The sequence below is a fragment of the Gillisia lutea genome (assembly GCF_021568705.1).
Classification (GTDB): Bacteria; Bacteroidota; Bacteroidia; order Flavobacteriales; family Flavobacteriaceae; genus Gillisia; species Gillisia lutea.
Genome location: NZ_JAKGTH010000010.1, coordinates 127,523 through 146,566 on the forward strand (window position 1 = coordinate 127,523; position 19,044 = coordinate 146,566).

Annotated in this window: 18 protein-coding genes and 2 tRNA genes; 11 read left to right on the plus strand and 9 right to left on the minus strand. The window is 37.5% G+C overall.

All coding sequences use genetic code 11. From position 1 onward, the window contains the following. Positions 1-24 precede the first annotated feature (24 nt). The 5 genes from L1I30_RS11650 to folE form a co-directional block, all read right to left on the minus strand. The gene (locus L1I30_RS11650; RefSeq protein ID WP_236134470.1) at positions 25-516 is read right to left on the minus strand and encodes a DUF192 domain-containing protein; all 492 of its coding nucleotides are present in this window, start codon (positions 514-516) and stop codon (positions 25-27) included. 4 nt (positions 517-520) lie between these two features. After that, complete coding sequence (gene lgt / locus L1I30_RS11655; RefSeq protein ID WP_236134471.1) at positions 521-1,333, minus strand: prolipoprotein diacylglyceryl transferase; 813 nt, start codon at positions 1,331-1,333, stop codon at positions 521-523. 79 nt (positions 1,334-1,412) lie between these two features. After that, the gene (yidD, locus tag L1I30_RS11660; protein ID WP_236134472.1) at positions 1,413-1,637 is read right to left on the minus strand and encodes a membrane protein insertion efficiency factor YidD; all 225 of its coding nucleotides are present in this window, start codon (positions 1,635-1,637) and stop codon (positions 1,413-1,415) included. 17 nt (positions 1,638-1,654) lie between these two features. After that, the gene (gene cysS / locus L1I30_RS11665) at positions 1,655-3,142 is read right to left on the minus strand and encodes a cysteine--tRNA ligase (RefSeq protein WP_236134473.1); all 1,488 of its coding nucleotides are present in this window, start codon (positions 3,140-3,142) and stop codon (positions 1,655-1,657) included. Between the two features lie 40 nt (positions 3,143-3,182). Further along, positions 3,183-3,860 (minus strand): GTP cyclohydrolase I FolE, encoded by a 678-nt coding sequence (folE, locus tag L1I30_RS11670; protein ID WP_236134474.1) that lies wholly within the window; start codon positions 3,858-3,860, stop codon positions 3,183-3,185. A 189-nt stretch (positions 3,861-4,049) separates the two neighbouring features. Between folE and L1I30_RS11675 the strand changes: the two genes are divergently transcribed. Then, positions 4,050-5,864, plus strand: a complete 1,815-nt coding sequence (locus L1I30_RS11675; protein WP_236134475.1) for a T9SS type B sorting domain-containing protein — start codon at positions 4,050-4,052, stop codon at positions 5,862-5,864. Between the two features lie 10 nt (positions 5,865-5,874). Here L1I30_RS11675 and L1I30_RS11680 read toward each other — a convergent pair whose 3' ends face one another. Together L1I30_RS11680 and L1I30_RS11685 are read right to left on the minus strand one after the other, a co-directional pair. Continuing rightward, on the minus strand, positions 5,875-7,386 hold the full coding sequence (locus tag L1I30_RS11680) for an OmpP1/FadL family transporter (protein ID WP_236134476.1): 1,512 nt from the start codon (positions 7,384-7,386) through the stop codon (positions 5,875-5,877). Between the two features lie 22 nt (positions 7,387-7,408). After that, positions 7,409-8,434 (minus strand): hypothetical protein, encoded by a 1,026-nt coding sequence (locus L1I30_RS11685; RefSeq protein ID WP_236134477.1) that lies wholly within the window; start codon positions 8,432-8,434, stop codon positions 7,409-7,411. Positions 8,435-8,553: 119 nt separating this feature from the next. Here L1I30_RS11685 and proS point away from each other — a divergent pair, with 119 nt between their 5' ends. From proS to rpsT, 4 genes are all read left to right on the plus strand, one after another. Beyond that, positions 8,554-10,032 (plus strand): proline--tRNA ligase, encoded by a 1,479-nt coding sequence (gene proS, locus L1I30_RS11690; protein WP_236134478.1) that lies wholly within the window; start codon positions 8,554-8,556, stop codon positions 10,030-10,032. 261 nt (positions 10,033-10,293) lie between these two features. Continuing rightward, a tRNA-Glu gene (locus L1I30_RS11695) sits at positions 10,294-10,365 on the plus strand. A gap of 77 nt (positions 10,366-10,442) precedes the next feature. Beyond that, a tRNA-Glu gene (locus tag L1I30_RS11700) sits at positions 10,443-10,514 on the plus strand. A 30-nt stretch (positions 10,515-10,544) separates the two neighbouring features. Next, positions 10,545-10,793 carry a 30S ribosomal protein S20 gene (rpsT, locus tag L1I30_RS11705; protein WP_236134479.1) on the plus strand — a complete coding sequence of 83 codons (249 nt, stop codon included), beginning with the start codon at positions 10,545-10,547 and terminating at the stop codon, positions 10,791-10,793. Between the two features lie 124 nt (positions 10,794-10,917). On the opposite strand, the gene yihA is transcribed toward rpsT, so the two are convergent. Next, positions 10,918-11,523, minus strand: coding sequence for a ribosome biogenesis GTP-binding protein YihA/YsxC (gene yihA, locus L1I30_RS11710; RefSeq protein ID WP_236134480.1), 606 nt, complete (start codon positions 11,521-11,523; stop codon positions 10,918-10,920). 11 nt (positions 11,524-11,534) lie between these two features. Then, positions 11,535-12,299 carry an alpha/beta fold hydrolase gene (locus L1I30_RS11715; protein WP_236134481.1) on the minus strand — a complete coding sequence of 255 codons (765 nt, stop codon included), beginning with the start codon at positions 12,297-12,299 and terminating at the stop codon, positions 11,535-11,537. Between the two features lie 290 nt (positions 12,300-12,589). On the opposite strand from L1I30_RS11715, the gene mraZ reads away from it, so the two are divergent. From mraZ to mraY, 6 genes are read left to right on the plus strand one after another with little or no spacing between them, the layout of a single operon-like run. After that, positions 12,590-13,057: a division/cell wall cluster transcriptional repressor MraZ gene (mraZ, locus tag L1I30_RS11720; protein WP_236134482.1), complete on the plus strand. Its 468-nt coding sequence runs from the start codon at positions 12,590-12,592 to the stop codon at positions 13,055-13,057. Then, the gene (rsmH, locus tag L1I30_RS11725; protein WP_236134483.1) at positions 13,044-13,940 is read left to right on the plus strand and encodes a 16S rRNA (cytosine(1402)-N(4))-methyltransferase RsmH; all 897 of its coding nucleotides are present in this window, start codon (positions 13,044-13,046) and stop codon (positions 13,938-13,940) included. The genes mraZ and rsmH overlap by 14 nt, the downstream gene beginning before the upstream one ends. A gap of 46 nt (positions 13,941-13,986) precedes the next feature. Beyond that, entirely contained in the window at positions 13,987-14,298 is a 312-nt protein-coding gene (locus L1I30_RS11730; RefSeq protein ID WP_236134484.1) for an FtsL-like putative cell division protein, read from the plus strand. A 7-nt stretch (positions 14,299-14,305) separates the two neighbouring features. Beyond that, entirely contained in the window at positions 14,306-16,312 is a 2,007-nt protein-coding gene (locus L1I30_RS11735; RefSeq protein ID WP_236134485.1) for a PASTA domain-containing penicillin-binding protein, read from the plus strand. Continuing rightward, the gene (locus L1I30_RS11740; RefSeq protein ID WP_236134486.1) at positions 16,309-17,772 is read left to right on the plus strand and encodes a UDP-N-acetylmuramoyl-L-alanyl-D-glutamate--2,6-diaminopimelate ligase; all 1,464 of its coding nucleotides are present in this window, start codon (positions 16,309-16,311) and stop codon (positions 17,770-17,772) included. Before L1I30_RS11735 ends, L1I30_RS11740 begins: the two co-directional genes overlap by 4 nt. Before the next feature lie 37 nt (positions 17,773-17,809). Further along, on the plus strand, positions 17,810-19,042 hold the full coding sequence (gene mraY / locus L1I30_RS11745) for a phospho-N-acetylmuramoyl-pentapeptide-transferase (RefSeq protein WP_236134487.1): 1,233 nt from the start codon (positions 17,810-17,812) through the stop codon (positions 19,040-19,042). Positions 19,043-19,044 lie beyond the last annotated feature (2 nt).

Sequence of the window (19,044 nt, forward strand, 5' to 3'; positions counted from 1 at the left end):
GGACTTTGGAAAAGTCTCCTATTATTAATCTAATCTTTTAAAATCTATTTTATCGCCTACTTCAATATTCCATTCGGCTATTTTCCCTGCGTTGAGTTCGAGAACAAACTTAGCCGGGGCATTAGAAGGTAAAGATGTTTCATCTAATGGTGTGGTGTTCTTATAGAAACTTACTACAGTACTGTCCTGGCTGTAATAAATAATATCTAAGGGTATATAAGTGTTTTTCATATAAAAGCTACGTGGGCTGCTAGTATTGAATATGAATAACATTCCTTCTTCCTCTAGCATGGACTCCCGATACATCAAACCTGTTTGCTGTTCATAATCGTTATCAGCAATTTCTATATCTATTTTTTTGATGGTATCCTTAGCTTTTAATAGATATAATTCTCCCTCTTTTTTAAAGGTGATTTCAGCTGTTTCCACTTCCCGATTATCCTTAGAGTCTTCCCCGCAAGAAGTAAGAATTCCTACAAGTAATCCGCAAAAAAGTATGTTGATTTTAAGCTTCATTCTGTTATTTTTTTGAGGGACGATACATGAAATAAAATCCTGCAATTATAAAAGGGATGCTCAACCATTGGCCCGTGTTGAATAACCACGTACCGCGTTCTTCTACCTGAGGTTCTTTGATAAACTCCACGAAAAAACGAACCGTCCATAGCATCACTAGGAATAGGCCAAAAATAAATCCTTCCTTCTGTTTTTTATCGGTTTTCCAGTAGATAAACCATAAGATAAGGAAGATAACCAAATAGCAAAATGATTCGTATAACTGAGCAGGATGCCTTGGGAAGGTCTCTCCTAAATTTTGAAAGATGACCCCGAAATCACTATTTGTTGGTTTTCCAATGATCTCAGAGTTCATGAAGTTTCCAATTCTAATGAAGACACCACCACTTGCTACAGGAATTACTATTCTGTCTAATATCCAAAGCACAGGTTTGTCGAGAACTCTTTTTCTGTATAGGTACATTGCCACTATTATTCCAATGGCAGCTCCGTGACTTGCTAACCCTCTAAACCCAGTGAATTCGAATTCTGGTTGAAATCTTACCGGTAGAAAAATTTCCAATAAATGATGCTGAAAGTAATCCCAATCATAAAAAATTACATGCCCTAATCGCGCACCAATTAAAGTTGCGAGTACGGTGTATATGAAAAGAGAATCCAGTTTTTCAATTGGAATACCTTCTTTTGTATAGATACTTTTCATAATGTACCATCCAAGTCCAAATGCTATCAAAAACATTAAACTGTAATAATGAAGGGTTAAAATTCCTAGGTCTAATCCTTCAGAAGGACTCCAAGTGATAGCATTAAAAAGCATGTAGAATAATTTAAATTTATGGGTAAATATACGTTTTTGCTTTATTCCGCATTAATCTTCGATGAAAATATTCCGGGTTTTATGGAACTGGATCGTAGCCGGAACCTCCCCAGGGATTGCAGCTAAAAATTCGTTTTATAGCCAGCCATCCGCCCTTAAAAATTCCATATTTCTTAAGAGCAATTAGCGTGTATTGTGAACAGGTTGGGGTGTATCTACAGGTAGCCGGGGTAAGGGGAGAAATTGCTTTTTGATAGAATTTCACCAGAGCTATAAAGGGATAGGCTAACCATGTTTTTAGCATTGAATAAAAGTTAGGTTTTAGTCTATTGAAAAAGTAGTGCCCTCTTTTCCATCCTTTAGTTGAATTCCTATTTCTAAGAGTTCATCTCTAATCTTATCGCTAGTTGCAAAATCCTTGTTGTTTCTTGCTTCCGCTCTAAGGTTAATAAGTAGTTCAACGGCACCCGATAATTTTTCTAGGTTATTTTCATTAACAGCGGCCACATCTACTAACCCCAACACATCAAAAATAAAGTCATGCATAGTTGTTTTTAGCACTTCTATATCGTCTTTGGTAATTTGTATCTCACCTTCTTTAATGGCATTAATAGCTTTTACCGCTTCAAACAAAGTAGCAATGAGAACAGGACTGTTAAAATCATCATTCATCGCATCATAACAGCGTTGTCTCCATTCTCTTACGGGAAATGACGAATTAGAAGGATGGGAAGGTAACTTGTCTATACTGTTGTAAGCGTCTATAAGTCTATTAAAGCCTTTTTCGCTTGCTAGCAGCGCTTCATTAGAAAAGTCCAAAATACTGCGATAATTGGCCTGTAGCATGAAGAATCTAGTAACCGATGGACTAAAAGCTTTACTTAAAATATCATTGTTCCCTGAAAATATCTCTGTAGGCAGAATGTTATTTCCGGTGCTCTTTGCCATTTTCTTACCATTAAGAGTAAGCATATTGGCATGCATCCAATAATTTACGGGATTTTTTCCGGTGCTGGCTTCTCCTTGTGCAATCTCACATTCATGGTGTGGAAATTTTAGATCCATTCCTCCTCCATGAATATCAAAAGATTCTCCTAGATACTTGGTGCTCATTACGGTACACTCCAAATGCCATCCTGGAAAACCATCGCTCCAAGGTGAAGGCCATCTCATTATATGTTGGGGTTCAGCTTTTTTCCAAAGTGCAAAATCCTGCGGATTCCTTTTGTCGCTTTGTGCTGAAAGTTCACGGGTATTAGCGATCATATCTTCCAAAGCTCTTCCGCTTAATTTTCCGTAATCATGATCTTTGTTGAATTTAAAAACATCAAAATAAACCGATCCGTTTACTTCATAAGCAAAACCTTTATCGATAATTGTTTTGATAGTTTCAATTTGCTCTACAATATGACCTGTAGCAGTAGGTTCAATACTTGGAGGAAGGTTATTGAATTTTTCTAAAATATTATGAAAATCTACCGTGTAGCGCTGTACTACTTCCATTGGCTCAATTTGTTCTAATCGAGCCTTTTTGGTAATCCGATCTTCTCCGGTTTCTCCATCATTTTCCAAATGGCCAGCGTCGGTAATATTTCGTACATAACGTACTTTATAGCCTAAGTGCTTTAAATATCTAAAAACGAGATCAAAAGAAATAAAAGTTCGGCAGTTACCTAAGTGTACATTGCTGTATACGGTTGGGCCACACACATACATTCCTACATTTCCTTCGCTTATGGGGGTGAAAAGCTCTTTTTTCCCCGTCATTGAATTATATATTTTCAAGCCTTGTTCTTTGTAAAGCGCCATAAAGTAATTCTGTCTTAATTTTTAATTTAAAATAGCTGGATTAAAATGAAGTGTCTAATTTAATGTAATCAAGAAATTCTCTTCTAACGGCAGCTTCTTTAAAAGCTCCGCCAAATTCACTGGTCACTGTACTGCTTTCAATATCTTTAATCCCTCGGCTATTTACGCATAGGTGTTTAGCGTCTATCACACAGGCAACGTCCGGTGTACCCAGGGCCTGTTGCAATTCCTGCACTATTTGCATTGTCATTCTTTCCTGAACTTGAGGCCTTCTTGCAAAATAGTCTACTATTCTATTCATTTTGGAAAGTCCGATTACTTTTCCCTTAGAGATATAGGCCACGTGAGCTCTTCCCACTATAGGTAATAAGTGATGTTCACAAGTAGAATAGATGGTGATGTTTTTCTCCACCAACATTTCCCCATATTTGTATTTGTTTTCGAAGGTGGAAGCTTTGGGTTTTAATTTTGGATCCAATCCAGCAAAAATCTCATTAACAAACATTTTAGCTACCCTTTGTGGTGTGCCTTTTATACTGTCGTCGGTAAGATCCATTCCCAAAGTTTCTAATATGCGCTTTACATCCTCATTGATAAGTGCTACTTTTTCAGCGTTTGTCAACTCAAAAGCATCACTTCTTAGCGGATTATCAGTGCTGGTAAATACATGAGCATCACCCATTTCATCTATTTCTTTTTCAATATTGTCTATCTTCATAGCAATTTTTTTCTTAGGTAGTCGAATTCTTTTTAATTGACTTGCAAAGATACATATTTTAAAGCTGTTTGCAGCAAAGTTTACAAATTCCCCGGATAGCGGGTAACGCTATTTTTCTTAATTTGCAGAAGATTCCCTTATGTATTGGTAATGTATGTAAAACATTTCTTTTTAAGTATTTTTTTTATTGTGGCAACCGGCACATTTCTATTTGCACAAGGGGATCGCTGTGCTACAATTCAGCCGTTTTGCGCAGGAAACACTCAATACATATTTCCTAATTCTAATCAGTCAAACAGTAGTATAAGCAATGGAGAAGCTGGACCTGATTATGATTGCCTGGAAACTCAGCCGTATCCTGCATGGTTTTTTCTTAAAGTAGGAGACTCTGGGACCATGGATTTCGGTATTAGACAAACCGTGAATCCGGATGGTACCGGGGGAACATTGGATGTGGACTTTATTACCTATGGCCCCTTTACTGAAGGACAGGATTTTTGCACGAATTCAGCTCTATCTGCCAGAAATGTCATTGCTTGTAGTTATGGGCCTGAAGCAATAGAGAATTTTAGCATTGTAGATGCTAGGGCAGGGGAGATCTATGTTGTTCTAATAACTAATTACTCAGAAGCTGCAGGTTATATCAGTTTGAATCAAACCAATACCTCTTCGAGTTCTGCTGGTTCTACAGATTGTTCTATCGTTAATATTTTAGGAGATGATCAAAAGATTTGTGGTGTACAACCAGTAGAGTTAGTTGCTGAAAATATTTATGCCACCCGTTTTGAATGGTATAGTTATAAAGAGGATCAAGGGAATTTTGTATTGATACCTAATGAAGATTCCGGGAGTTTAAATGTTAGCGAGGGCGGACTCTATAAGGTTATTGCTGTTAATGATGTTACAGGGACTGAGGTGGAAGATCAGGTGCGAATTGAATATTTTGAAATTCCGCTCGCGGTTTCCCCGGGGAATGTATACGTGTGTGCTACGTCTGGTACTGCTGAAATCGATCTCACTGCTCTAAACACGGGGCTTGCTCAAAATTATCCCGATCCCGATGTGTATAAGGCCGATTTCTTCCAATCATTATCTGATGTGGAAAACGAAAAATCTATTATTAACCCCCACTCATTCGAGGGTACAGAAGGACAGACTTTATATGCTACTATAACAAATTTAAGCACTGGCTGTACTTCTCTCCCGATACAATTTACTCTTAATATCTCCGAGTTTCCAGATGTGGATATTCCCGAGGAAGTGTTGCTTTGTATCGATTCAAATGAAGATTTAGTAACACCTGTCACTATTGGAACTCAGCTACAAGGAGGATTTACTTATGAGTGGAGTATTTTTAATGATCCTGATGGGGATGGAGAAGAAAACGCATTATTCGTTATTTCTGAAAACCTTGAAGTGGAAACTCTTTCTGTAACCATCACTAATATAAATTTTGGATGCTCAAACACCTACACTACAGCTCTGCATTATTATGGTCCACCTGATGGTGTAGAGGTGAAAATTACTGGTAATGATTTTGATGGAGGTTATCAGGTTACTGCGTCATCTTTATCGAGTGTGGGAGAGGAGTCTATTTATCAATATAGTTTAGATAACACTGGGGTATGGCGTAATGATCCTGTATTTAAGAATGTTCCTGCGGGAAAACATGTTATATTTTCTAGGGAGATTAACGGTTGTGGTAGCGCGGTATCTGATCAATTTATTTTAATAGGTTATCCAAGATATTTTACACCGAATGCCGACGGGTATAATGATGTGTGGAATGTAGTGAATGATCCGAATTTCTCCATTCAAAAGGTTTACATTTTTGATAGATATGGAAACCTATTAAAACAATTAAATCCCAGCCTTGGGGGCTGGGATGGAACCTTTAATGGGAAATCAATGCCTTCTAATGAGTATTGGTTTCTGGTAGAGGTAAAAGATTTTGAAACAGGGAGTATTTCAAAATATAAAGGTCATTTTACGCTAACAAAATAAAATTTTATATTTAGATTCCAAAACTCAATGTAAGAACAAAGCTTGAAATATCTTGTTGAATATTAGCCGTGTTTGTCAGGCCTGTTTGAAATAGTTGAGGATTATTAGTTCTGGTAGCGTTATCATAGGCAAGATCTAACTTCACCTTACCAAAATTGTAGCCAGCGCCAATAGAATAGCCGGAAAGATTACCGATAGTGCTCTCATTTTCATATGGGCTTTCCTCATATCGATATCCTCCTCGTAAACGCCAGTCCATTATTCTGTATTCTCCTCCAATTCTATAAGTAGATGCGGCCTTTAGTTCATTTTTAATTTTTGCGTTTTGTATAGCAAAATCAGGATCGTTACTTGGTCGTAATTCTGTTTTGGAAAAATCTTTATAAGAATAGTCAAAGCTTATCAAGCCTTGATCGCCAAACAAAATTGCCATACTCCCGGTTAATTTTCCGGGTGTTTTAAGTTTGTAATCGGGGAATACGTTTACAATATTCGGACTTATATCTAACGGTTGGCTGAATTGATTATTACTTGCTAATACGCGTTGCGAAGTTTCTTCTGATATGGTAAACCAAGTGGGAGAATCGTATGATAGTCCTAATCTCACATAATCATTGACCTTTGCGATAGCTCCTAATTGAAGAGAAAATCCATTTCCGGTAGTGCTTAGATTATTCACAAAAAGCACTTCTGAAGTCTCGCTTCCCTGATTGCTGTTAGATTCGTAAAATTGTGTGGATCTGTCATAATTCCAAAAGTGAGGATTTAGATTCAGGCCTAGATAAAGAAAATCTTGATACTGGGTAGCAAAATTAAAGGATAGTTTTCCATTTAACCCTGTAGCATTATAAGATGATTGCTGATCGAAGCTTCCAGCAGCAATATTAGAATTATAAATGGTGTTATTGGTATCATTGGATTGAGGGTCAATAATATAAGCCTGGTATCCTAACAATGCCTGCTGAGCTCCAAACCCCTCAGTTTCTCCTAAATATCTATAAAGGTCTGAAATAGTTTCATCTTCTATAGTTTCCAATAACTCCAGAGGTACACCATCAGCATAAGAAAGAAAATATTGATCTATAGAAGTATTACTAGCCCCTCGCAGTAAATAGTCATTTTCAAAATTATTCTGCTGAGAATAATTTGCGGCCAGAGTGAACTTATTCCAGTTGTTTTCAGAGTTAATGCTGTTAAAAACCAGAACAGCACCAGCTTGATCCAAATTTAAATTGGAATCGTTACTACTGTTAAAACCGTTAAAATATCTTGCGTCAGTTTCTGTGTCCCTGTAATTTAATGTAAATGATGCCGAACTATTAAGATAAACTGCCGAGCTGGCGGGATTAATAGCGATAGCTGAAAGGTCGCCACCCAAGGCTCCAAAGGCACCACTCATTGCTCTAAATCTTGCAGTTCCATTTAATTCATTTTGAGAATATCTTACGGCGTCCGTAATATCTTGAGCTTGCGAAACAGCCATAGCTAAAAGGGCTATGGCTGTAGTATATATTTTTTTCATAAAGCGTTTTTTTTAATGAAATCTAATTTCCTCTACCTCTTGAACTTGATCTGCCCGATGAGTTAGAGCTGCTATTAGAAGAGCTTCTTGTGGAAGAAGAACTTCGTGTGGAAGAAGATGAACTTCTTACCGAGCTGGAGCTTCTTGTTGAGGTAGAATTGCTTCTTGATCTGCTGGGTCTGGAGTACGTGTTGTTGCTACTTCTTGAATTGCTATATACTCTCGAATTTGTGTTATAAGGAGAATTAGTATTAGAGCGTGTGTTATAAGAAGAAGATCGTCTGGTAAGTCCATAATTATCATTAGAGCTTCTTAAGTTTCTAATACTTCTTGAGTAACTGGAGCTTCTACCACGAGTGCTTAAGCTTGTTGCATTTCGCAAATTGTATGCCCTATTATATGAGGAAGTAGTATTTCTTCTTCCGGCGTTATAAGCCACATTGTGTCGATAGTTGTAATATCTGGGTCCGTAATAGTTGTATGGATTGTACCATCCGCCAGCGCCATAGATAAATGGATGGATCGCGATGCTGAAGCCATATCCATAATGATAGGGGTAGTATTGGTGGCCTCGCCAGTAGTTATAAGGGTAGTAGCCTGGGTAATAAGGTCCCCAATATGGATCATAGGCATAAATTCCTCCTCCCCAATAAGGGTTATAGAAACCGTCATAAAAACTATTATTATATATATTAATGGTGTATTGATCTGGATCTTCTCCCCAAGGAGCATTTCCTCCTTGGTAATTTGTTCGAGTGTCATCGTAAGCATATTCCCCGGTAGATGAATAACTCTCAATGTCGGTGAAGATGGCGCCTTCTTCGAGAACCTCTCCGTAAAGAGCAGCTTCTTCTTCAAATAATTTTTTATAGTAATTGTTGTTCTCTTCTCTTGCTTCCTGTTCCGTTTCCTGAGTTTGGGTTTCACTATAGATCCCGTCGCGATCGTAGCCTGAATATTGATATGAACCACAAGATGTCAACAAAAGCAATGAGACAGGAAGTATAAATATCAGTAAGTATCTTGATATGGAGTAATAAAGTTTCATTAGCTGTGTATTTAATTGTTGAACATTACAAAAATAGTTAGTTTTGCGCTAACTAGTTGTACCTTTAACACAAGCCACAACACTTTGAAAAGGCGCAACATTTATGCCAAATAACAAGAATGAGTAAGAAATTAATAACGCGCCAAGAGGATTACTCCAAATGGTATAATGAATTGGTAGTCAAGGCAGATCTAGCTGAGAACTCGGCAGTACGAGGATGTATGGTAATAAAGCCTTATGGGTATGCAATTTGGGAAAAAATGCAGGCTGAACTAGATAGAAAGTTCAAAGAAACGGGACATGAAAATGCATATTTCCCATTGTTTGTTCCTAAATCGCTGTTTGAGGCTGAAGAAAAGAATGCTGAAGGATTTGCTAAAGAATGTGCTGTTGTTACGCACTATAGGTTGAAGACAGATCCAGCAGATAGTTCTAAGCTAATTGTAGATCCCGATGCTAAGCTGGAAGAAGAATTAATTGTTAGACCAACGTCTGAGGCTATAATTTGGAACACCTACAAGGGCTGGATTCAATCTTATAGAGATTTGCCTATTTTAATAAATCAGTGGGCAAATGTAGTGCGATGGGAAATGCGTACTAGGCTTTTCCTGAGAACTGCTGAGTTTTTATGGCAGGAGGGTCATACGGCGCATGCTACAAAAGCGGAGGCAATTGCAGAAACTGAGCAAATGAATAATATTTATGCAGAGTTTGCTGAGAATTTTATGGCAATACCTGTTATAAAGGGAACCAAAACTGCCAATGAGCGTTTCGCGGGAGCAGAAGAAACTTATTGTATAGAGGCTTTGATGCAAGATGGCAAAGCCTTACAGGCTGGGACTTCTCATTTTCTTGGACAAAATTTCGCTAAAGCTTTTGATGTGAAATTTGCTACAAAGGAAGGTAGGTTGGAGTATGTTTGGGCTACTTCATGGGGGGTTTCAACAAGGTTGATGGGAGCTCTTGTCATGACGCATAGCGATGATCAGGGCTTGGTATTACCTCCAAACTTAGCACCGATACAGGTTGTAATTGTTCCTATATATAAAGGAGAGGAGCAATTAGCTCAAATATCTGAAGTTGCTAATAAATTAGCCTCTGAGCTTCGAAGTAATGGGGTGTCTGTAAAGTATGATGATAGAGATACACATAAGCCGGGTTGGAAATTCGCTCAATATGAAATGAAAGGGGTGCCGGTACGAATTGCTATTGGTCCTAAAGACCTTGAAAAAGGAAGTGTAGAGCTTGCAAGAAGGGATATTCTAAGTAAAGAGATAGTTCCTCAAACTGAAGTAGTGGAAAAAGTGAAGGGCTTAATGGTAGAGATTCAGGATAATCTATTTAATAGAGCTGCTAACTATAGAGATTCTCATATTACTGAGGTAGATAGTTATGCTGAATTTAAGGAGGTGCTAAAAAACAAAGGAGGATTTATATCGGCGCACTGGGATGGTACTTCTGAGACTGAGCTTAAAATAAAGGAGCAAACCAAGGCAACTATTAGATGTATTCCTATAAATGCGGAAAAGGAAGAAGGAGTATGTGTTTTAACAGGTAAACCTTCCTCCCAAAGGGTTTTATTTGCTAAAGCCTATTAATTATAAATTGAAGAGAAGTAAATAGAAAAAAATATTAATTTATTTCTCTTTTAGTTTATAAGTTTGCAATTGAAATTAGTTTTTTGACATGGTGCTGGTTATCAATGTTTTTTGATGCTGGAAATGATAAGAGAATGAATCTTTCGAGCGTGGATTTTGCAAGGATTTTCTGAAAATTGATTTTTTTTTAGAAAAAGTGACTTCTACATTTGCAGCATTTAAAAATAGTTGTATTTTTGCATCCGCAATTAAGCAAATAATGGTCCGTTCGTCTAGGGGTTAGGACGCCAGGTTTTCATCCTGGTAACAGGGGTTCGATTCCCCTACGGACTACGAAGCAATTTTACATTGCATCAACTTGTAAAAGGACAAGTTTGGCTGTGAAAACACAGTTTCCTTTTTGAAATAATGGTCCGTTCGTCTAGGGGTTAGGACGCCAGGTTTTCATCCTGGTAACAGGGGTTCGATTCCCCTACGGACTACTTTAAAAAATTAATTAAATAGTATTTGTAATGGCAAATCATAAGTCAGCGTTAAAAAGAATCCGTAGCAATGAGACCAAGCGTCTTAGAAATCGCTACCAACATAAAACTACCAGAAACGCCATCAAAAAATTGCGTGAAGCTGATAAGAAAGAAGCTGAAACTTTATTTCCTTCTGTAGTTTCTATGATTGACAAATTAGCAAAGAATAACATTATTCACGATAATAAAGCATCGAACTTGAAGTCAAAATTGGCTAAGCACGTTTCGGCACTTTAATATAATTAGTGTTCAATTTATTTAAAAGCTGTTAGGAATTGTAATAATTCCTAACGGTTTTTTTTGTTGCTCTCATTTGAGTTTTAAAATAGCATATAAAAAAAAGAAGCAATTGCTTCTTTTTTTATTCCCTTATAAATTGTTGGTTGATACTGTCTATAAATTCCAAAACCTCTTCCTGGCCTAGATTGTTGGCAGAGGAGGTTATAAAATACTGGGGAATTTCTGTCCAGGTTTCCAGTAATTTATCTTTATAAGCTTCAATATTTCTTTCTAATGCCTTTGGTTTTAGCTTGTCGGCCTTAGTGAAGATAATACAGAAAGGTATCCCGTGTTCTCCCATCCATTGCATGAATTCTAAGTCTATAGGTTGTGGTTCGTGTCTACAATCTACTAGAACAAATGCGCATATCATTTGTTTGCGCTGTTCAAAATATGCAGTAATAAATTTTTGAAAGGTTTTCTTTATGGATTTTGATACTCTAGCATATCCATATCCCGGTAAATCAACCAAATGCCACTCATTATTGATTAGAAAATGATTTATTAACTGTGTTTTTCCCGGGCGTCCTGAAATTTTGGCCAGGCTTTTGCGTCCCGTAAGCATGTTAATAAGGGATGATTTTCCAACATTGCTTCGTCCTATAAAGGCGTACTCTGGTAAGGAGCTGTCGGGGCACCTGGAAACATCACTATTGCTGATTATAAATTCAGCAGTTTTAATTTTCATTTGTTTGGGAATTAAAATTCTCGCTTTTGCAGCCAGCTATTAAAAAGATCATTAAAAAGATCTGGGTGTTCCATCATAGCGGCGTGCCCGCATTCATCTATCCAATACAGGTCGGAATCGGGAAGTAGTCTATTGAAATCTTCAGCTACCTCCGGAGGGGTTACTGTATCGTTCTTTCCCCAAATGATGCAAGTGGGTGTGGTCATCTTAGGAAGATCCTTAGCCATATTATGTCTAATGGCGCTTTTTGCAATGGCTAATGTTTTTATAAGTTTGTTGCGATCACTTACAGTAACGTACACTTCGTCTACAATTTCTTTGGTTGCTACGGCAGGATCGTAAAAAACATTTTGAGCCTTCTTCTTTATGAATTCATAGTCTCCGCGTCGCGGGTAGCTTTCGCCCATTGCGTTTTCATACAATCCAGAACTGCCTGTGATAACAAGTCCTTTTACAAGTTCAGGAAACATTTTTGTGAATAGAAGGGCGATATGTCCTCCTAAGGAATTTCCTAATAATATAACTTCTTTGTATTCTTTAAATTCAATAAACTCTTTAAGATATTTTGCAAAAGTTCCTACGCTGGTTTTAAGAAGAGACATGGTGTAAAGTGGAAGTTCTGGGATAACAACCTTGTAGCCTTTTTCCGGGAAAAAGTTTACTACACCATCAAAATTACTTAATCCGCCCATAAGCCCATGCAAAATTACGATTGGTGTACCTTCTCCTTTTTCCAGGTAGGTAAACTTTCCTTCTTGCTGTAAATAATGTTCCATTGATGCCCTTTGCGGTTAGCAATCGCAAATATAGCGATTTCAGTACAAGTATAATCATTTTTACTAAATACAGTGTTCATTTAGTTAAAGCTTTTGGCTTCAAAAAAACAGTTTTTTCAATCCCAATAAGTGTAAAAATTAATGCTATTTATCAACCTGCTGAAACCTAATGAAGTAGCTCTATTCAGAAGTGTTTCAGCATAATAGGTGGAAAAACTTATCAACAAAGTGGAGTAAAGTGGTAAAATGTGGTAATAAATTCAATATATTTGAAACTATAAAGAATTGGAGTGGTAAACTTGATTGGAACATACGAATGCAAAGTAGATACAAAGGGCCGCCTTATGGTGCCTTCTGCATTTAAAAAGCAATTGGCTCCTATGTTGCAAGAAGGTTTTGTGTTGAAACGTGCTGTATTTCAATCATGTCTGGAGTTGTATCCGATGGATGAATGGAATAAGTTGATGTTAAAAATGAATGGTTTGAACCGCTTCAAAAAACGAAACAATGATTTTATTAGAAGGTTTACTGCTGGTGTTAAAACGGTGGAGGTGGATTCTAATGGAAGATTGTTGATCCCGAAAGATCTTATTGGTTTTGCTCAAATAGAAAAAGAGATCGTTTTGTCTTCAGCAATTAATATTATTGAAATCTGGGATAAAGAGAAATACGAAAATACCATTGAAGCTTCGGCGGATGATTTTGCAGATCTGGCGGAAGAAGTAATGGGTAACGATGAATTTGATGGAATATCATAATCCTGTATTGCTAAAAGAATCTGTTGATGGCTTAAATATTAAGCCGGATGGGGTGTATGTAGATGTTACTTTTGGAGGTGGTGGGCATTCGAGAGAGATCTTATCGCGTTTGGGAGAAAAAGGAAAATTATATGCTTTCGATCAGGATCAGGACGCGTTGAGAAATGCGATAGATGATCCTAGATTTACTTTGATAAACGAGAACTTCAGATATATAAAGAGGTTTTTGAGATTTCATGGTGTAAAGCAGGTGGATGGAATACTTGGAGATTTTGGAGTCTCCTCGCATCAGTTCAATGAAGCAGAAAGAGGATTTTCTACTCGTTTTGAAGCAAAGCTCGACATGAGAATGAGTCAGAAGAGTAGCTTAAGTGCTTATGATGTTATTAATGAATACGACCATGAGCAGCTTAAAAAAATGTTCTATGAGTATGCTGATTTAAGAAACGCTCCAAAAATTGCTGCTGCCATTGTAAGTGCAAGAGAGGAAGCGCCTCTAGAAAGTAGCGATCAGTTAAAGGAAGTGTTGAAGCCTTTTCTGTTTAAAGAGAAAGAGCATAAGATCTTGGCGCAAATATATCAGGCTATACGAATTGAAGTGAATCAGGAAATTGAAGCTTTAAAGGAGTTTTTGCTTCAAACTCAAGATTTGCTTAAAAAAGGTGGAAGGCTCAGTTTGATCTCTTACCATTCCCTAGAAGATCGATTGGTAAAGCGTTATATACGAAGTGGTCTTTTTGAGGGTGAGCCTGAAAAGGACTTTTTTGGAAATATAGACGTTCCTTTTAAAAAGGTTGGAGGTCTAATTGTTCCTTCTGCTCAGGAGATATATGAAAATAACCGGGCTCGAAGTGCGAAATTGAGAATAGCTAAGAAATTGTAGCATCTTTTGCTCAAGAGGGGGTAGGTGAAATTAGAAGTAATTAATAATGAGTATTAGCAACATCTTAAAAGCAAATTTTCTTATTAGCAGCGATGCTGTAAAGAACTGGAGGTTTATTGTTTTTTGTACTCTTTTAGCAATTGTAATGATTGCATGCTCTCACAGTGCAGAGCGAAAAGTACACGGCATTGCCCGTTTAAATGATGAAGTTAGAGAGCTAAGAAGTGAATTTGTAGATGTGCGTTCAGCATTAATGAAGTTGAAGATGGAATCTACCATTACCAATAAAATGGCAGCAAGAGGAGTGAAACCTTCGGAAACCCCTCCTTTCAAGATAAAAATTAAGATAAAAGAATAATAGTAGCGTGGCGACAACTGAAAAGCACATATTGAACCGATTATATATTATAGCGGGTTGTATGTTTCTCTTTGCGGGGGCGGTAGCTGTGCAGCTATTGAATATTCAATTTGTAGAGGGTGATAAGTACAATCAGTTAGCTGAAGAGCGCGCTTTCAAAAACTTTACTATTCCGGCAAATCGAGGGAATCTATATGATACCAATGGGAATTTGCTGGCAACCTCTGTGCCTAAATATGATATTCGCTTCGATGCGGTAACGGTTTCAGATAAGAACTTTGAAGATAATATTCAGGGGCTTTCCAAAGAGCTTGCAGCCATGTTTGGGAAAAGTGCCTCTCATTGGTCTCAAAGAATTCGAGCTGCAAGGATAAATAAGCACCGTTACTTCCTTATAGCTCGTAATTTAGGGTATTCTGAATATTTAAAAGTTAAGAGCTTTCCTATGTTCAGACTCGGGGCCTATAAGGGTGGGATGATCGTGGAGCAGCGAACGGTTAGAGAACATCCCCTTGGAGCTATGGCTGCGAGAACGGTTGGCTATGAAAGAAAAGATGACCAGGGTTATTATACCCGCGTGGGATTGGAAGGGGCTTTTGGGCCTTTTTTAGATGGAAAGGACGGACATAGATTAAAGCAGAAGATAGCAAAAGGGCAATGGAAGCCAATAAGCGATAATAATGAGGTAGAGCCCAAAGATGGATACGACGTAATATCTACTATAGATGTAAATATTCAGGATATAGCCCATCATGCACTTTTAGCTCAATTAGAAAAATACAAGGCTGATCATGGGACAGTGGTAGTCATGGAAACAAAAACCGGTGAAATAAAAGCTATTTCTAATTTGGGTCGTACTGCCGATGGAACTTATTATGAAAAATTGAACTATGCAGTAGGTGAAACTCACGAGCCTGGTTCTACTTTCAAACTGATGGCGCTAGTAGTCGCTTTAGAAGATAAGGTAGTAGATACCAGTACCGTGGTAGATACCGAAAATGGAATTTTTAAGGTTAAAGGATACCGAGTTCGTGATTCCCACCGCGGAGGTTATGGGAAAATATCTGCCGCTCGTGCCTTTGAAGTTTCCTCAAATGTTGGTTTGGTTAAACTGATCTACGAGAATTATAAGGATAAACCACAAAAATTCATTGACGGGCTAAACCGTATGAACTTGAACGAACCTCTTGGACTTTCCCTAAAAGGTGAGGGAATACCTTATATTCCAAGCCCCGGAGATAAAAAATGGTCTGGACTTTCCTTGCCCTGGATGGCTTACGGATATGGAAGTATTCAAATTACTCCTTTGCAAACACTGTCATTTTACAATGCCATCGCAAATAATGGAGTAATGGTGAAGCCTAGATTTATTAAAGAGATCAAGGAGTGGGATAAAACCATTGAGAAAAATGACATGAAGGTTCTCAACCCTTCTATTTGTTCTCAGGAAACTGTAAATAAAGTGAAAGCTTTAATGGAGAATGTGGTTGTTCGTGGAACGGCTAAGAGTTTATACTCACCTAATTTTTCTATGGCAGGTAAAACAGGAACTGCTCAAACAGAGTATTGGATGAAGGACTGGAATTCAAACCCGAGGTATATATCCTCCTTTGTGGGATATTTTCCTGCAGATGAGCCAAAGTATACCAGTATTGTTGTAATTCATAAGCCGGACAATAGAGTTGGGTATTATGGTGCTGATGTGAGTGGTCCGGTATTTAAAAGAATCGCTCAAAAGATATATACCGATACTCCTGTGGAGGACGAGATAGAATCATTAGAAATTGAAAATGATAAGATCTCAAAGGATTTTGAGAAATATTATGCCACCGCGCAAAAGAATTTAAAAGTAATGCCCGATGTTACCGGAATGCCGGTGATGGATGCCATTGCTATCCTGGAAAATTTAGGATTGAAAGTACAGATCTCCGGGAGGGGAAATGTGAAAAATCAGTCAATTGCCCCAGGTAAGAAAATAGAAAATAACCAAAAAGTAGCCCTAAGTTTAAGTTGAAAATTTTAAAAGACATATTATATAGAGTACCCATGGAGGCTGTTGTGGGCAGTACTTCAGTAACTATAAATGCAGTAGAATTCGATTCGCGAAAAGTAGAATTGAATGATGCTTTTGTAGCTATTAGAGGAACAATTTCTGATGGTCATGAATTTATTGATAAGGCGGTAAATCAGGGTGCCATTGCGGTAATTTGTGAAGCCATGCCTGAAAGAATTGTAAATGGGGTTACCTATATTCAGGTAGAAAATTCAAAGAAGGCTTTAGCTTTCATGGCAGCAAACTTCTACGAAAATCCTTCAGAGAATTTAAAACTGGTGGGTGTTACGGGAACTAATGGTAAAACTACGATTGCAACTCTATTATATCACTTATTTACTAAGGCTGGGTTTAAAGTTGGTTTACTATCTACTGTAAATATCAGGATTGCCGATCAGGTATTTCCGGCTACTCACACTACACCAGATTCTTTAATGATCAATTCATATTTGAAGAAAATGAATGAGGAAGGTGTGGAATATTGCTTTATGGAGGTGAGCTCTCATGGAATTGCTCAGGAAAGAACTACTGCTTTAAAGTTTGCAGGAGGGATATTTACAAATCTTTCTCACGATCATTTAGACTACCACAACACCTTTGCTGAATATAGAGATGTAAAAAAGTCGTTTTTCGACCATCTCCCTGCTTCAGCATTTGCTTTGGTCAATGTAGATGATAAAAATGGAGCAGTGATGCTTCAAAATACAAAGGCTAAAAAATATACCTACGCACTTAAATCCTATGCTGATTATAGCGCGCAGATATTGGAAAATCAGTTTGGCGGATTATTATTGAAGCTGAATGGAAACGAAGTATGGTCTAAACTAATTGGAAATTTCAACGCATATAATATTGTAGCAATCTATGCTGCTGCCGAATTATTGGGATTAGAAACTCAGGAAAGCTTAAGGTTAATTAGTGAATTGAATTCAGTAAGCGGGCGTTTTCAATACGTGGTTTCTAAGAAAAAGATAACGGCCATAGTAGATTATGCTCATACACCCGATGCACTCAAAAATGTTCTTGAAACCATCAATGAGATAAGAACCAAAAACGAAGAGCTAATTACAGTTGTTGGTTGTGGGGGAGATCGGGACAAAACAAAACGACCTATTATGGGGAAGATCGCAGCCGCCCTTAGTACTAAGGTTGTCTTTACCAGCGATAATCCTAGAACCGAAGATCCTGAAATGATATTAAAAGATGTGGAGGCAGGTGTGGAGCCACAGGATTTTAAAAAAACAATGACGGTTGTAAATAGAATGCAGGCCATTAAGACGGCTTGCCAATTGGCAGAGGATAATGATATTATTCTGATTGCCGGAAAAGGTCATGAAACCTATCAGGAAGTAAATGGGAAAAGATCAGATTTCGATGATTTTAAAATTGTAACCGATTTTTTGAATCAGTTAGATAAATAATTAACCTGCTCTCTAAAAAGAGTTCGTAAAAGAAGATATGTTATACTATCTATTTAATTTTTTAGATGAAAATTACCAGGTTCCCGGAGCGGGATTGTTTGAGTTTATCTCATTTCGCTCGGCTATGGCTATTATTTTATCTTTAGCTATTTCTACAATTTATGGTAAGAAGATCATCAATTATCTTCAAAAAAAGCAAGTAGGAGAAAGTGTAAGAGATCTTGGATTGGTTGGGCAAAGTGAAAAGGCTGGAACTCCTACTATGGGTGGGATTATTATTATAATAGCCACCCTTATTCCCGTTTTATTATTCGCAAAACTGGAAAATATTTACGTTTTGTTACTTATAATTACCACTTTATGGATGGGAACCATTGGCTTTATTGATGACTATATAAAAACCTTTAAAAAAGATAAGGAAGGCTTACAAGGGAAGTTTAAGGTAATTGGGCAAATTGGTCTGGGGCTTATTGTTGGGTGTACTATGTATTTTCATCCGGGGATTACTGTAAAGGAAGAAACCAATCAGGCTTCATTTAAAAATGAACTTGTAGCACAAAACGAACAAGTAAGTGTAGGGGAAGAAGAAAAAAGTACCACTACTACAATTCCATTCGTTAAAAATAATGAATTCGATTACTCGAGTCTAATCACCTGGATCAACCCTTCTTTAGCTAATTATGCATGGCTTATATTCATTCCAATAGTAATCTTTATAGTTACCGCAGTTTCTAATGGTGCTAATCTTACAGATGGAATTGATGGGTTAGCAGCCGGCTCTTCGGCCATAATAGTGCTAACGCTTGGGATTTTTGCCTGGGTATCGGGAAATATCATTTTTTCAGACTATCTCAATATTATGTACATCCCAAGATCTGGAGAGATGACCATCTTTATTACGGCATTCGCCGGGGCATTAGTTGGCTTTCTTTGGTATAATACCTATCCCGCACAAGTATTCATGGGAGATACCGGAAGTTTGACAATAGGGGGTATTATAGCTGTAATTGCAATTGCGGCAAGAAAGGAATTACTGATCCCCATACTCTGTGGAATTTTCTTAGTAGAGAATTTATCGGTGGTATTGCAGGTGTCCTGGTTTAAAATTACCAAACGCCGATTTGGAGAAGGCCGCCGAATATTTTTAATGTCGCCATTACATCATCATTATCAAAAGAAAGGATTGCACGAGAGTAAGATTGTTGTTCGATTTTGGGTAGTGGGAATATTTCTGGCAATTGTAACGGTAGTGACTTTAAAACTTAGATAATA